Below are 15,295 nucleotides of genomic sequence, written 5' to 3'. Positions count from 1 at the left end.
GGAGGGCGAGGAAACCCTCACCCTCTACTAGAGGTTTAGAGTTATGTCAACCACTCAAACCTCTCGACGCAACGTAAGCAAACATCCGGCCGTCACCAAAGACCCCGGACGGCGTGTCGCGTCCGCTTACGTGGCGAGTATCCGACTGACCCGTAACCTCGACCGTTAAATCACGTTCATGAGTCTTCGTCCGGATTCAATGGAAAATCACCGAATTGTCACGACCGTCGGGGCGCTCACGTCGATCTCCTCGCCCTTCTGTCCCAGCAGCTCGGTCGCCACCTTGCTCTTCTCGTCGCTCTTGGTGTCGTCACCCCAGATGACGACCCTGCCCTTCCGCAACTCCAACCTGATCTGGACCGGCGAGGGGACGGCCACCGCGACGAGTTGTCTGCGGAGTTCGTCACTGAGGGCGGCGAGCACCGCCAGCGCCGACTCGGTGTTCGTGTCGAACGGGCCGGGCGCCGAGAGCCGGGCCAGCGGCAGCCCGGACGGCTGCTCCTTGACGGCCCGGAACGGCACACCCTCGTCGTCGATCAGGATGAAGCCCTGCTTGGCCGGCACCGCCGCCACCGCCGTCCGCTCGATCACCTCGATGACCACGGTCGACGGCCAGCTGCGGCTGATCACGACCCGGTCCACGGCGGGCAGCTCGCGGACCCGGGCGCCGGCCGCGCCGAGGTCGACCCTCGCCAGCGGGCGGTTGTCCGGGATCGCGGCGGCCTGGCGTACCTGCTCGGGATCGAGCAGTTCGGTGCCGACCACCTCGACCTGGCGCACGCCGAGCACCGCGGTGCCGTAGACCAGCCAGACCAGGCCACCGACGGCCAGCAGCACGCCGGCGCCGATCAGCCACGGCATCGCGGCCTTCAGCTTGCGCTGCCGGGCCCGGGCCATGAACCGGCGCGCCGACGACGGGACCGCGTCGGTGTTCGCGCGGACCAGCCGCCAGTTACGGTTCCCGCCGCCGGTCACCTCTTCAGCGCGCCAGGTCCGGCTGCTGGTCGGCCTCGGCGAGCGCGGCCAGCAGCTCGTCGCCCATCAGCGAGATCGGCGGCGCGCCCATCGTCACCACCACGTCGCCCGGCCGGCTGCGGCGGACCACCTCGGCCGGCACGTCGTCCCAGTCCGGCACGAAGACCTTCCGGTCGTCCGGCAGGTCGATCGCCGCGGTCAGCGCCCGGCCGCCCTCGCCCGGTCCGCGGGTCTCCCCCGGGCCGAACACCTCCATGCAGATCACCTCGTCGGCGACGGCGAGGCCCTCGGCCAGCTCGGCCTGCAGGTCCCGGGTGCGGTAGACCCGGTACGGCTGGAAGACCACGAGCAGCCGCCCGTCGCCGGCCACCTCCCGCAGCGTCCGCAGCGCGGCCTGCACGGAGGTGGGGTGGTAGGCGTACTCGTCGTAGACCCGGACCCCGGCGGCGATGCCCTTGCGCTCGAACCGGCGGCGAACCCCCGGGAACGACTCCAGCGCCTCGATCACCTTGTCCAGCGGCAGGCCCAGCTTCAGCGCGGTCAGCACGGTGGCCGCGCTGTTCAGGCCCATGTGCTTGCCGGGCAGCGCCAGCTTCACCTCGCCGAGCGGCTTGCCGTCGAGGACGGCCTGGTATCGCACACCACTGGTGGACGAGACCACGTCACTGATCCGGAGATCGGCGGACTCCGATTCCCCGTACGTGTAGACGGTCTTGCCCTCGGCCTTGAGCCCCGCGATCAGCTCGTCGGTGCCCGGACCGTCAGCGCAGGTCACGACGAACCCGTCGGCCAGCGAGCCGAACTCCAGGAACCCGGCCTTCAGCGACTCCAGGTCACCCCAGTTGTTGAGGTGGTCACCCTCGATGTTCGTGATGATCGCGACGTGCGGCCGGTAGATCAGGAACGACTTGTCGCTCTCGTCCGCCTCGACCACGAAGTGCGGCCCGGTGCCGTGGTGCCCGGCCGCGCCGGCCGCCGAGATCTCGCCGCCGATCACGAACGACGGGTCCTGACCGGCGTGCTGCAGGATCACCGTCATGATCGAGGTGGTGGTGGTCTTGCCGTGGGTGCCGGCGATCGCGATGCCCTGCCGGTTCGTCATGGCCACGGCGAGGGCCTCCGAGCGGTGCAGCACCCGCAACCCGCGGCGGCGCGCCTCGGCGAGCTCGATGTGGTCCTGCGGGATCGCGGTCGAGTAGACGACCGTGTCCACGCCGTCGAGGTTCGACGCGACGTGCGACATGTGCACGGTGCCGCCGAGCGCCCGCAGCGCCGTGAGGGCCGGCCACTCGCGCAGCTCGCTGCCGGAGACCGGGACACCCCGGGTCAGCAGCAGGCGGGCCAGGCCGGCCATGCCGACCCCGCCGATGCCGATCAGGTGCACGCTGCCCAGGTCCTCGGCGGTCAACTCGCCGGCCGGCGTCAGCTCAGCCGTGTTCACAGGTCTGCTCCCTCAGTCAACTTCAGCTCACCGCTTCGAGCACGTAGCGCAGCAGCGCCTCGTCACCGTCGCGGCGTCCATACCGCGCCGCGGCCGCACCCATCGCGCCGAGCCGCTGCCGGTCCCGCGCGATCGGGATGATGTTGCGTTCGATCCAGTCCGGGGTCAGCTCGCTGTTGTCCACGAGCAGGCCGCCACCGGCCTCCACCACGGGCAGCGCGTTGCGGCGCTGCTCCTGGTTGCTGTACGGGTACGGCACGTAGATCGCCGGCATGCCGAGCGCCGTGGTCTCGGCCACCGTGATCGCGCCGCCGCGGCAGAGCATCAGGTCGGCGGCCGCGTAGCCGAGTTCCATCTCCGAGAGGTACGGGACCACCACGTACGGGACAGGCAGGTCGTTCGGCACCTCGAACGGGTCGTTGCGGCCGCCCTGCACGTGCAGCACCTGGATACCGGCGTGCGCGAGCCGTTTCGCGGCGGCGGCGACGGCCAGGTTGATGGTCCGGGCACCGGACGAGCCGCCGGAGACGAAGAGCACCGGCAGGTCGGGGCGGAGCCCGAAGTGATAGAGGGCCTGCGGGCGCAGGGCCGGCCGGTCCATGTATGTGATGCCGGTGCGCAGCGGCACGCCGACGAGCCGGGCGTTGCGCAGCGACTCGGCCTGCTCCAGCTGGTGCGGGAAGCCCACCGCCACGCGCTTGGTGAACTTCATGCCCATCCGGTTCGCGACGCCCGGCGGCACGTTCACCTCGTGGATCACGATGGGCAGCTCGCGGCGCCAGGCCGCGAGGTACGCCGGCACCGACACGTAGCCACCGAACCCGACGACGACCTCGGCCTGCACCTCGTCGATGATCTCACCGGCCGCGTGCGCCGACTTGTACATCCGGTCCGGCGTGCGCAGCAGATCCAGGTTCAGCGACCGGGGCAGCTGGAACGCCGGGATGTTGCGCAGGTCGTAACCCGCCGCCGGGATCAGCTGGTTCTCCATGCCCTTCGGGCTGCCCAGCGTCGTGATCCGGATGTTCGGGAAGTGGCGCCGCAGAGCGTCGGCGAAGGCGAGCAGCGGGTAGATGTGACCACCGGTGCCTCCTCCGGCGAGCACGACCGACCGCAGGCTCATCACCGTCTCCTTCCGTCCCCCACTCCGACTGCCTTCTTCTGGACCGGCGGACGCGCCGGACCCGAGCGCCGCGCCGGGGGTAGCGGCGGCAGCGGGGCCCACAGTAGTCGCACCCATCTCGGGGTCGGACGGGCGTTCAGCGCTCGCGCGGCATCCGGTTCCGCCCGGGCGAACGAGGCGAGCATGCCGATCGCCGCCAGGGTCACCACGAGAGCGCTACCACCTGCGGAGATGAACGGTAGCGGAAGCCCGGTGATCGGCAGCAGCCCGACCACCCCGCCCATGTTGATCACGGCCTGGGCGACCAGCCAGGTGGTGATCGCGGAGGCGGCGAGGCGGCGGAACGGGTCCTGCGAACGGCGGGCGATCCGGAACCCGGTGTACGCCAGCACGGAGAGCAACGCCAGCACCACGGCACACCCGACGACGCCGAGCTCCTCCGCCACGATCGAGAAGATGAAGTCGTTCTCGGCCTCCGGCACCCAGCCCCACTTCAGCGCGCCCTTGCCGAGCCCGACGCCGAACCAGCCGCCCTCGAAGATCGCCGAGCGGCCCTGGATGATCTGGTAACAGGCCTTGTCGATGTCGCACTCGCTGAGCGGCGTCATGAAGCTGGTGAGCCGCTCCAGCCGGTAGTTGGGTTCCCCGGTGGCACCGGACCCGGCGCCGCGCGACGCCGCCGCGATCAGCAGGCTGACACCGGCCAGACCGAGCACACCGAGCGCCGCGAAGAACCGCATCCGCACCCCGGCCGCCCAGAGCAGGCCGACGATCAGCGCGAGCAGCACCAGCATGGTGCCCAGGTCGTTGTAGCCGACGAGCACGAACAGCAGCCCGACGACCGGGAACAGCGGCATCGCCAGCTCGCGCCAGTGTGCCAGCTTCGGCCCCTTGCGGGCGATCACGTCGGCGCCCCAGAGCACCATGCCGACCTTGGCGATCTCACCCGGCTGCATGCTGACCGGCCCGAAGTACAGCCAGTTCAGGTCCGCCTTGATCGGCCCCAGGCTCTTCGTGATCCCGGCCGATCGCAGGGCGTGCAGCACCGCCAGGATCACCAGCAGCACGACCGCGACACCCATGATGTACTTCCCGAGCGTCCGCAACGTCTGCGCCGGAAGCCGCTGGCACACCCAGAACGCCACCAGTCCGAGCAGCGCGTAGACCGCCTGACTGGAGATCTCGGAGAACGCGTTGCCGTTCTTCGCGTACGCCTCCACGCTCGTCGCCGAGAACACCATGGTGAGTCCGATGAGCAGCAGCAACCCGGAACTGGCGATGAGCAGGTAGTAGGACGAGAGGGGCCGAGCGAGCAGCCCGTGCACCGCGGGCATCAGCTGCCGGCTCAGCGACGGGCGGTCCTTCTGGTTACGGTCGTCCGCCATATCCCCATCATCGTCCGATGTCCACCATCCACACCGTCACACCCCGGCGTGTCGCGCTGGTTCCGGCGCAGGTCACTCTCACCCCGACCCCGATTTCTCGTACGACCGAAGCCCCCGGCCACCCACACCCCCGTCCCTCCCACACCGCACCCGGTCACCCACTGCCAGGATCCAACGCCGCACCCCACCTCGCGCGCCCCACCTCCGCGATGGCGGACCCGCCGTGTGCCAGGCCCAGAATCTTGAGCGTTCCGGCACGTCAGAGGATCAAATTCCGCCCAAGATCCGCGCGAGATCGACGGCCGCCTCGCGACACGGCTCACGGCGCTCATCAGGCCGGCGCAAAGAGCGTGATCAGCTCACGGCTGCGGACAGTGATCGCGATCTTGGATGGTCTCGGCTTCATGGAGCGCTGCGGGTGCTCTGGGCCCCACAACTTTCCATCAATCAACCACGCCCAGAACACAGGGCAGTCGCCACGTCTCGCCTTGCCGCGCCACGCCCCGCCACGTCTCGCCCCGCCGCGCCACGCCACGCCACGTCTCGCCCCGCCACGCCACGTCTTGCCACGTCTCGCCCCGCCGCGCCCCGCCGCGCCACGCCACGTCTCGCCCCGCCACGCCACGTCTCGCCGCGCCACGCCACGCCACGTCTTGCCACGTCTCGCCCCGCCACGCCCCGCCACGCCCCGCCACGCCCCGCCCCGCCCCGCCCCGCCCCGCCCCGCCCCGCCAGCGATCTTGGAGCGCCCGGACGCCATCCACAGCCCCCGCGATCTTGGAACACGCGAGCACCACCCCACACCACCACGCGCTCTTGGAGCACCCGACGCCACACCCCCGCAGATCTTGGGCGACCTTGAACATCGGAGGGTCGACAATCACCCAAGATCCGGCAGCAGCAGCACCGGCACCGGCACCGGCACCGGCACTGGCACTGGCACCGGCACTGGCACTGGCACTGGCACTGGCACTGGCAACGCACGGAATGCATGCACGACGCGAAGAAAAGTGACGGCCGGCCCCACCTACAACCGCCCTCACCACCACCAGACAGCAATGGGCCACAGCCGACGAAGATCGGCTGTGGCCCATTGCCGTAGTACCGGGTGCGGACAGCAACCAGCCACAGCCAGCCGACGAATCAGCCCATGACCGCCAGGTGGTCGCTGTAGAACAGGCCCAGCCCGATCGCCGCGCAGATGCCCGCGATGATCCAGAAGCGGACGACGATGTTGACCTCGGACCAGCCGGCCAGTTCGAAGTGGTGCTGGAGGGGGGACATCCGGAAGACGCGCTTACCGGTGGTCTTGAAGGAGATGATCTGGATGACCACCGACATCGTGATGATGACGAAGAGGCCGCCGATGATGACCGAGAGCAGGGTCGTGCGGGTCGCCACGGCCAGGCCGCCGATCAGGCCGCCGAGGGCGAGCGCCCCGGTGTCGCCCATGAAGATGCGGGCCGGGTTGGTGTTCCACCAGAGGAAGCCGACGCAGGCCGCCGCGGCGGCCGCCGCGATCATGGCGATTTCCAAGGGGTCGCGGACCTGATAGCAGTGCTGCTGGGTGAGTTCGCTGGTCAGGCGGTAGTCGTCGTCGCCGCACCAGTGCCGGTACTGCCAGAAGCCGATCAGCGAATACGCGCCGAGCACGAGGATCGACGCACCGGTGGCCAGGCCGTCGAGTCCGTCGGTGAGGTTCACGCCGTTCGACATCGCCATGATGACGAAGACGAAGACCATGACCGAGCCGACCTTGCCGACGTCCAGCCAGCTCACGTCGCGGATGAAGGAGATGTGCTCGCTCGCCACCGTCTGGCCGTTGGTGCTCTTGAAGTTGAGCGCCACGAGGCCGAAGGCCGTGCCGATCAGCAGCTGGCCGAGGAGTTTGCCCTTGGCGCTGAGGCCGTCCGAGTTCTTCTTGCGGACCTTCAGGAAGTCGTCGAGGAAGCCGACGGCGCCGCAGAACACGAAGAGACCGAGCAGGACCAGGGCGGTCATGGTCGGCTTCTCCTGGGCGATCTGCCGGTCCGGCAGGGTGGTCAGCGCCAGGTGGCCGGCGACGTACGCGAAGACCGTGGCGAGGATGAACGCCACGCCGCCCATCGTCGGGGTGCCCCGCTTGCCCAGGTGGGTCTGCGGTCCGATGGTGCGGATCGGCTGCCCGGCCTTGAGGGCCGAGAAGACCTTGATCGCGACCGGGGTGCCGAACAGCGAGATGAGAAAGGCGACCGCGGCCGCGACGATTACTGCCCTCACTTGGGCTGAACCTCCTCGGAACGCCGCAGCCAGTCGGCGACGTCCCACGTGCGGTACCGGGAACCCTTGACCAGCACGACGTCGTCGGCGCGCAGGTCCTTCTCCAGGATGGCGATGGCTTCGGCCTGGTCGGCGGCGAAGAACCGGTCAGCGACCGCGGCAGCACCGTCCAAGATCGGCCGGGCGTTCGCGCCCACGACGATCAGGCGGTCGATACCCAGCGAGGCGGCCAGCTCGCCGACCTCAGAATGTCCGGATATTTCGTATTCGCCCAGCTCGGCCATGTAACCGAGCACCGCCGTCGTCCGCCGACCGGAACCCATCGACGCCAAGGCGCGCAGCGCGGCGGACATCGAGGAGGGGTTGGCGTTGTACGAGTCGTCGACGACCCGCACCCCGTCCTGCCGATCGAAGACGTCCATCCGGCGGCCGGAGACGACGCCGACCGAGCCGAGCGCCGCCACCACCGCGTCGAAGTCCATGCCGGCGTGCAGCGCCACAGCAGCCGCGGCGAGCGTGTTCGCGACTTGATGACGACCGGCCACGGCGAGCCGAACATGTCCGGATTTTTCAGCAGATCTCAGCACGTATGACGCCCGACCCGCATCGTCGAGCACCACATCGGAAGCGGACACCGCCGCCGACGAGGCCTCACCGGTCAGCACCACCGGAGCCACCGTCCGCGACGCCATGCCCGCCACCAGCGGATCATCGGCGTTCAGGATGGCCACCCCGTCCGCGGGCAGGGATTCGACCAGCTCGCCCTTGGCCTGAGCGGTGCCCTCGACCGAGCCGAACTCGCCGATGTGCGCGGCCCCGACGTTCAGCACGACGCCGATCTTCGGCCGGGCGATCTCGGTCAGGTAGCGGATGTGCCCGATTCCCCGCGCACCCATCTCGAGCACCAGGAACCGGGTCTCCGCAGAGGCTTGCAGGACGGTGTACGGAAAACCGAGCTCGTTGTTGAGCGAACCCGCCGGAGCCACGGTGGGCCCCAGCCGGGACAGCAGCTGCCCGATGTAGTCCTTCGTCGTCGTCTTCCCCGACGAGCCGGTAAGCCCGACGACGGTCAATTTGTCCAGATTTTTCGTGACGTGTCGTGCGAGAGCCGCCAAAGCCGCCAACTGGTCCGACACCAGCACCGACGGCACACCGACGTCCCTGGTCGCCAGCACACCGGCAGCGCCCGCGGCGACGACCCCGGCCGCGAAGTCGTGCCCGTCGGCCTTCTCACCGGCGAACGCCACGAAGAGCCCGCCCGGTCCCACCTTGCGGGAGTCGTACTCCACGCCGCCGGTCACCGTCACGTCGCCGGCGGCGTTCACCACCTCGCCACCGGTGACCGCGGCGATCTCGGCCAGGGTCATGGGGATCATTCTCGGCCTCCCGTCGCCGCGGCGAGCAGCGCCTCGGCCAGCTCGATCCGGTCGTCGAACGGCAGCACTTCGCCGCCCACCTCCTGGCCCTGCTCGTTGCCCTTGCCGAGGACCGCGATCACGTCGCCGGCCGACGCCAGCCGGACCGCCTCGGCGATCGCCGCCCGCCGGCCGGCCACCTCGATGACCTTCGCCGGCGCGGTGGCCTCCTCGGCGCCCTGCCGGACCGCGGCGCGGATGACGGCCGGGTCCTCGGTGCGCGGGTTGTCGTCGGTGACGATCACCAGGTCGGAGCCGTGGGCGGCGGCGTCGCCCATCAGCGGCCGCTTGCCCTTGTCCCGGTCGCCGCCCGCGCCGATCACGCAGATCAGGTGACCACCGCGACCGGTGGCCAGCTCGCGCAGGGCCGCCAGGGCCGCGACGATCGCGTTCGGCTTGTGGGCGTAGTCGACGACGCCCAGGACCTCGCCGGGCGCCTCCACCTGCTCCAGCCGGCCGGGCACGCCCTTGCACTCCAGGATCCCGCGTCCGGCGGTGGCCGGGTCGACGCCGGCGCCGACCAGCAGGGCCAGGGCGAGGAGGGCGTTCGCGACGTTGTGCAGGCCGGGGAGCGCGACACCGGTCTCGACGGTGATGCCGCCCGGGCCGTGCGCGGTGAAGATCTGCCCGTAGTCGGACGGCCGCACATCACTGGCCCACCAGCTCGCCGCCACGTTCCCGGAGGCGGAGTAGGTGACCGATGCGCCGCGCTTCAAGCGCATGACGGCGTCGTCGTCGTAGTTCAGCACTTCGACGGCCGACCGGCCGTCGAAGAGCCGGGCCTTGGCCGAGAAGTACTCCTCGGCCGTCGGGTGGAAGTCGAGGTGGTCCTGGCCGAAGTTGGTGTACCCGGCCGCCGCGAACGAGATCCCGTCCGCCCGCCCCATCACGAGGGCGTGGCTGGACACCTCCATCACCACCGCGGACACCCCGCGCTCGACCCCGGCCGCCAGGATCGCCTGGAGGTCGGTCGCCTCCGGCGTGGTCCGGACGGACTTCACCACGAAGTCGCCGAGCCGCGTCTCCACGGTCCCGACCAGTCCGGTGACCAGGCCGGCGGCCCGCAGTCCCGCCTCGACGAGGTAGGACGTGGACGTCTTGCCGGCCGTACCGGTGATGCCGATCATGGTGAGCCGCCGCGACGGATCGCCGTAGATCGCCGACGCGACGGCGCCGAGCACCGCCCGGGGGTCGTCCACCACGAGCGCGGGCAGCCCCGCCTCCGCGGCCCTGGCGGCGCCCGCCGGGTCGGTCAGCACGGCCACCGCCCCGGCCGACGCGGCGGCGGTTATGAACTCCGCACCGTGCCGATTCGCGCCGGGGAGCGCCGCGTACAAATCGCCGGGGCGCACTGCCCCGCTACTGTGAGTGACCCCAGTGACATCAGTGTCACCGTCCGCCGTTTCCGCGCTCAGCAACTCGGCGAGCTGCCTCAACGGGTACGGCGTGACGTCAGTGGGTCGGGGAATGCCGGACACGGCGTCAGACCCTACCCCGTGCCGCACAGGTTCTCGTCAACGCCATGCGGCAGGGGTTCATGGATGGATCTTGAAAGTCGGCGGCTTCGTACCGGACGGTGGCACACGGTAGTGGAGCAACGCGTAGGACATCATCTCGCTGAAGGCCGGCGCTGCCACGTCGCCGCCGCCGCCGGTGGCCACGTCCATCGACACCGCGATGACGTACCGCGGGTTCTCGGCCGGGGCCATGCCGATGAACGAGCTGGCGTTGTGGCTGGTGTACTGCCCGTCGGTGAGCATCTTGCCGGTGCCGGTCTTGCCGGCCACCCGGTAACCGGGCACCGCCGCGGCGCCACCGGTGCCGCCCTTCACGTCGACCACGGCCTCCATCATCGTCCGCAGCTGCGAGGCGACCTGCGGATCCAGCACCTTGTGCGTCTTCGGTGCGGCGGCCGGGGTCACCGTGCCGTCGGCGCCGGAGATGGTCGCCTTGATCAGCTGAGGCTGGATGTAGGTGCCGTCGTTGGCGATGGCGCCGTACGCCGCCGCCATCTGGATGAGCGTGGCGGAGACGCTGTGCCCGATCGGCACCGACCCGTACGCCGACCCGCTCCACTGGCTCGGCTCGAGCAGCTGGCCGTCGGCCTCGCCGAGGACGCCCTCACCGGTCGCCTGGCCCAGCCCGAACAGCTTCTGGTACTCGTACACCTTCTCCTTGCCGAGCTTCTCGGCGATCAGGATGGTGCCGACGTTCGAGGAGTAGGCGAGCAGACCCGGCATGGTCATCTCGGTGCCGGGGTCCTGCGGATGCGTGTCGCGGAACGGGTACCCGCCGCGCTCCAGGCCCGGCCCGATCTTCATCGTCGAGTCGGGCGTGATGACGCCCTCCTGCAGCGCCGCGCCGAAGATGAACGCCTTGTGGCTGGATCCGGGGTCGGTGACGACGCTGCTCGGCACGTCGGCCCGGTCCTCCGCGTCCGAGTCCTCCGGCTTCGCCGCGTTGTACGCCGGGTAGCTCGCCTGCGCCAGCACCTCGCCGGTCCGCGCGTCGAGCACCACGGCGCCGGCGACCGTCGCCTTCTTCTTCTCCGCCTCGGCGTCGAGGATGCGCTGCACCTCGTACTGCACGTCGCGGTCGATGGTGAGCTGCAGCGAGTTGCCCGGCTTCGCCGCGGTGTACTGCTCGTACCCCCCGGTGATCTGCACGTTCAGGCTGCCCTTGCCGACCTCGAAGACCCGCTTGCCGTCGGTGCCGTGCAGCAGCTCGTCGTAGCGGGCCTCGAGCCCTTCGAGCCCGTGGTGGTCGTCGCCGGTGAAGCCGATCAGGTTGGCCGCGAGGTCCTTGCCGGGCACGTCACGCCGCTCGTCGGTGTGCGTGTAGATGCCGGGCAGCTCCATGTCGTCGATCTTGTCGGCGATCCCCACGTCGACGCCGCGGGCCAGGTAGCGGAACTTCAGCCAGCGGCCCAGCGACTGCTTGCGCTCCATGCCGACGGCCAGCTCGGAGGCCGGCACGCGGAGCAGCGGGGCGAGCTTGGCGGCCGTTCCCGCGATGTTCTTCTGGAGTCCGGCGTTCTCCGGGTCGGCGTAGACGTACCGCGCCTCGACGCTGTGCGCCAGGACCGCGCCGGAGCTGTCCAGGATGCTGCCGCGCGGCGCGGGGAGCTCCACGGTGGAGAGGCGCCGCTCGCGCAGGGCCAGCAGGCTCTCGGCCTCGTCCGGGGACGTGGCGACCTGCAGCACGACGAGGCGTACCCCGATGGTCACGAACAACGAGAGGGCCAGCACGGTCCCGAGGCGCAGCCGCCGGGTACTGTTCGCGAGCTTCGGCGGCTCGGCCGGCACCCGCTTCTCGGTGCTCCTGCGGTCGTCCGGGCGCCCTCGCCCGGACCGCGCGGGCGGCCTGCGTCGAGGTCCGGCTCCGCGTCCGGCTTCCCGCTCCCTCTCCGCACGATCCTTCCCGGTACGAGGGGAAGCACCGCCGGCACGCGCTCGGCCTTCTTTGGCGGGGCTCTCCTTCGTCCGAGGAACAGCCTTGTCCCGCTCCTTCTCCGGCCGGCGGGCGGCCGTGGTCGCCGGCTCGTCCTTCTCGACCTGGTCCCGGCCTCGTCCGCGGACGCGGGGCGGGGTCTCGCCGCCGTCCAGGACCTGCAACGCCGGACGGAAGGGGTCGGTGGTGCGGCCGGACCGCGGCAGCCGGCCCCGCTCGGCGACGGTCCGCCCGCGCGGGGTGTAGGCGCGGGCGTCACCGATGCTGGAGCGGTTCCGACGGCCCGGGGTCTCCTCGGGCTCCTCGGCGGGGAGGTCACGTGACGAACCGCGCCGGGGCTGAGTACCCCGGCGCGGTGTCTCGTCGTCTCGCGGCGACATGGCGGTTACTGCCCGGCGCCCGTGGACGGGGTGCCGGCGCTGCCGAGCCCGCTCTGGGCGGTCACGCCCGCGTGGCCCTGACCCGGCGTCGGAATCCGGCTGATCTTCCCGTCCGGGAGCCGGATCATCGCCGGGTCCTTCGCCATGACCAGGCCGAGGCGGCGCGCGGCAGCGTGGATGTTGCCCGGGTTGGACGCCTGGATGAGCTGCTGCTCCAGGCCCTGCTGCTTCTTGTCGAGCACGGCCTGCTCCTTCTGCAGGGCGTCGAGCTTGAAGGACTGCTCCATCGTCTTCGTGTTGACCAGCAGGATGCCAAGGACGCCGAGCAGCACGACGGCGGCCACCGACGCGGCGAAGGTCGCCCGCGGGGCACGCATCGGCAGCGGCGGCGCCACCCACAGGCGAGGCCGGCCGGCCGGCGCCGGGTCCGCCGCGGTCACCGAGAGGTCGGTCACTTCCAGAGCGAGGGCGGCGGTGCCGTCGGCTCCGCCCAGCCGGGTCCCCCGGGCCGCCGGCGATTCCTCGCCGCGGCTCCGCATCCCGGAGCGGCGCGTGTCGGAACGGCCGGAGTTCTGGCGCACCCCCCGGGCGCCGGCGCCCGTGGTCTCACGGGGCGCCGACCGGCCCCCCGACCGCGGCGCGTCAGATCGCTCGCTCATGTCCATCCCTCCCCCTCATGGTTCGCCCCCGGGCGTAACCGCCCCTGTCCCCCGTGCGTTGACTCGCGGGGTTACTTCTCGTCCCGGCCGTTCTGGTCCCGCCCGGCGGCCGGACCGGCCATCCGAGGCCGTTCGCGGCCGGTCCTCGGTGCCTGGTTGTACTTCGGTCCCTGCTCCTGCTCGTCGATCCGTTCCACCGCTCGCAACTTCACCGAGGCAGCCCTCGGGTTCTCCGCCACCTCGGCCTCGCTCGGCAGCTCGGACCCCCTGGTGAGCAGCCGCAGCGTCGGCCCGGTGCCGGGAAGCTCGACCGGAAGGTCGATCGGCCCGGTACTACGTGCCCTCGCGGTGAGAGCACGCTTCACGATTTTGTCCTCCAGTGATTGATAACTCATCACCACAAGTCGTCCTTTGACCGCCAAGGCGTCCAAAGCCGCCGGAACCGCACCCTCGAGAGCGTCCAGTTCGGCGTTGACCTCAATGCGTAGTGCCTGGAACGTCCTTTTTGCGGGATTTCCACCCGTTCGGCGCGCGGCGGCCGGGATCGCTTCCTTGATCAGCTCAGCCAGCCGTGCGGTCGACGTGATCCGCGCCTTCGCCCGTTCCCGCACGATCGCCTGCACGACCCGGGGAGCGAACTTCTCCTCGCCGTACTGCCTCAGAATCCGCACGAGCTCGCCCGGCTCGTAGGAGTTCACGACCTCTTCCGCCGTCACACCCCGGGACTGGTCCATCCGCATGTCGAGAGGAGCGTCCTGCGAGTACGCGAACCCGCGGTCCGCCTCGTCCAGCTGCAGCGAGGAGACACCCAGGTCGAAGAGTCCGCTGTGGATCGCCGGGATCTTCAGCTCGCCGAGCACCCGGGGCAGTTCGTCGTAGACGGCGTGCACCAGATGCGTCCGGTCCGCGAACCCGGCCAGCCGGTGCCGCGCGTGAGCGAGCGCCTCGGTGTCCCGGTCGAGTCCGATCAGGACGACGTCGGGGAACCGCTGCAGAACCGCTTCGGCGTGCCCACCCAGGCCCAGCGTGAAGTCGACGTGAACCGCGCCCGGCAGCGCGAGACCGGGAGCGAGCAACTCGAGGCAACGCTCGAGCAGCACCGGCACATGCGTGCCCCGCGGCTCCCCCATGACGACCCCCATTGCCCTTTGGTGCGTTTCACATCGGTGTTCCGGTATTACTGGCCGACGAGTGCGGCCCGGCCGCCTGTCCGTACCGCCAGATCCCCATCCGCTCTGTCCCGTGCCGATGTAGCTGGCCCCGGACACGCGCCTGGCGCCGGGGAAGAGGCGCCAGGAGCGGGAGCGGCTGGAGATCTCGCAGTACGGCGGCAGTGGCGTCCGGGCCGTGGTGCGGCCCACCGAGGTGCCACGCCTTACAGTCCGCCGGGCAGCACCCCCTCCTCGATGTCGGCGAACTCTTCCTCGCTCGCCGTGAGGTAGTCGTCCCAGGCCTGCTTGTCCCAGATCTCGACCCGGGTGCTGGCGCCGATCACCACGAGGTCGCGGCCGAGGCTCGCGTACTCCCTCAAGTGCGCCGGGATGGTCACCCGGCCCTGCTTGTCGGGAACCTCGTCGTGTGCGCTGGCGAAGAACACCCGGCTGTATGCCCGGGCGGCCTTGTTCGTCACCGGCGCCTCACGCAGCTGACCGGCGAGCCGCTGGAATTCCGGCATCGGGAACACGTACAGACAGCGCTCCTGCCCCTTCGTGATCACGACACCTCCCGCCAGCTCATCGCGGAACTTCGCCGGGAGGATCAACCGGCCTTTGTCGTCCAGGCGCGGGGTGTGCGTGCCGAGGAACATCGGCCAACCCCCCTTGCCGTGGCGTCGCGTTCCTTCGCGGTGGAACGGTCTCGCCTGTCAACTCGGGCCGGCAGTCCCGGATCGGTTCCTTCGGTCCTGCCACTGCGCCCCACTCTACTCCACTTCCCTCCACCTGCAACCCGAATGGAGCCGCTCGCGAGCCCTTTTCGCGGACGAATCCCCAGTTCACAGGCGGTGGGCCGGAGTGGAGGGCCGGACCATGATCGACGGCGTCTTGTTTCCGACATCGAGCTCGTTAGGTCCGATAACGCCCCCTTAAGAACCCGTCAAGCCCCGCTTAACCACGCCAGTGGAGGAAAGTGGAGCCCCGCCGTGGAGCAAAGTGGAGCCCTCAGATCAACCCACCCCGCCCAGCCCCAACACGTGCCCCGCCCCCGGCG

11 protein-coding genes are annotated in these 15,295 nt (G+C 70.4%); all 11 read right to left on the bottom strand.

The features are described 5' to 3' along the window. Positions 1 to 207: 207 nt before the first annotated feature. The 11 genes from EP757_RS18230 to mraZ all read right to left on the bottom strand — a co-directional run bounded on the left by EP757_RS18230 (position 208) and on the right by mraZ (position 14,894). Positions 208 to 975 (bottom strand): cell division protein FtsQ/DivIB, encoded by a 768-nt coding sequence (locus EP757_RS18230; RefSeq protein WP_127547627.1) that lies wholly within the window; start codon positions 973 to 975, stop codon positions 208 to 210. 4 nt (positions 976 to 979) lie between these two features. Then, positions 980 to 2,416 (bottom strand): UDP-N-acetylmuramate--L-alanine ligase, encoded by a 1,437-nt coding sequence (gene murC, locus EP757_RS18225; protein WP_127547626.1) that lies wholly within the window; start codon positions 2,414 to 2,416, stop codon positions 980 to 982. A gap of 22 nt (positions 2,417 to 2,438) precedes the next feature. Then, entirely contained in the window at positions 2,439 to 3,542 is a 1,104-nt protein-coding gene (gene murG / locus EP757_RS18220) for an undecaprenyldiphospho-muramoylpentapeptide beta-N-acetylglucosaminyltransferase (RefSeq protein ID WP_127547624.1), read from the bottom strand. Further along, a complete protein-coding gene (locus EP757_RS18215) occupies positions 3,539 to 4,924 on the bottom strand; it encodes an FtsW/RodA/SpoVE family cell cycle protein (protein ID WP_127547622.1) in 1,386 nt (461 codons plus the stop codon). Before EP757_RS18215 ends, murG begins: the two co-directional genes overlap by 4 nt. Before the next feature lie 1,143 nt (positions 4,925 to 6,067). Then, the gene (gene mraY / locus EP757_RS18210) at positions 6,068 to 7,183 is read right to left on the bottom strand and encodes a phospho-N-acetylmuramoyl-pentapeptide-transferase (protein WP_127547620.1); all 1,116 of its coding nucleotides are present in this window, start codon (positions 7,181 to 7,183) and stop codon (positions 6,068 to 6,070) included. Then, positions 7,180 to 8,559 (bottom strand): UDP-N-acetylmuramoyl-tripeptide--D-alanyl-D-alanine ligase, encoded by a 1,380-nt coding sequence (gene murF / locus EP757_RS18205; protein ID WP_127547618.1) that lies wholly within the window; start codon positions 8,557 to 8,559, stop codon positions 7,180 to 7,182. Before murF ends, mraY begins: the two co-directional genes overlap by 4 nt. Then, a complete protein-coding gene (locus EP757_RS18200) occupies positions 8,556 to 10,076 on the bottom strand; it encodes a UDP-N-acetylmuramoyl-L-alanyl-D-glutamate--2,6-diaminopimelate ligase (protein ID WP_127547616.1) in 1,521 nt (506 codons plus the stop codon). Before EP757_RS18200 ends, murF begins: the two co-directional genes overlap by 4 nt. Before the next feature lie 57 nt (positions 10,077 to 10,133). Next, complete coding sequence (locus tag EP757_RS18195; protein WP_127547614.1) at positions 10,134 to 12,428, bottom strand: penicillin-binding protein 2; 2,295 nt, start codon at positions 12,426 to 12,428, stop codon at positions 10,134 to 10,136. A gap of 5 nt (positions 12,429 to 12,433) precedes the next feature. Next, positions 12,434 to 13,087, bottom strand: a complete 654-nt coding sequence (locus EP757_RS18190) for a hypothetical protein (RefSeq protein ID WP_232050562.1) — start codon at positions 13,085 to 13,087, stop codon at positions 12,434 to 12,436. A 71-nt stretch (positions 13,088 to 13,158) separates the two neighbouring features. Continuing rightward, positions 13,159 to 14,217 carry a 16S rRNA (cytosine(1402)-N(4))-methyltransferase RsmH gene (rsmH, locus tag EP757_RS18185; protein ID WP_232050561.1) on the bottom strand — a complete coding sequence of 353 codons (1,059 nt, stop codon included), beginning with the start codon at positions 14,215 to 14,217 and terminating at the stop codon, positions 13,159 to 13,161. A gap of 245 nt (positions 14,218 to 14,462) precedes the next feature. Then, entirely contained in the window at positions 14,463 to 14,894 is a 432-nt protein-coding gene (gene mraZ, locus EP757_RS18180) for a division/cell wall cluster transcriptional repressor MraZ (protein ID WP_127547608.1), read from the bottom strand. Positions 14,895 to 15,295 lie beyond the last annotated feature (401 nt).

Origin of the sequence: Actinoplanes sp. OR16 (genome assembly GCF_004001265.1) — a bacterium.
Lineage (GTDB): Bacteria > Actinomycetota > Actinomycetes > Mycobacteriales > Micromonosporaceae > Actinoplanes.
This window is presented reverse-complemented; position numbering and strand designations above follow the sequence as displayed.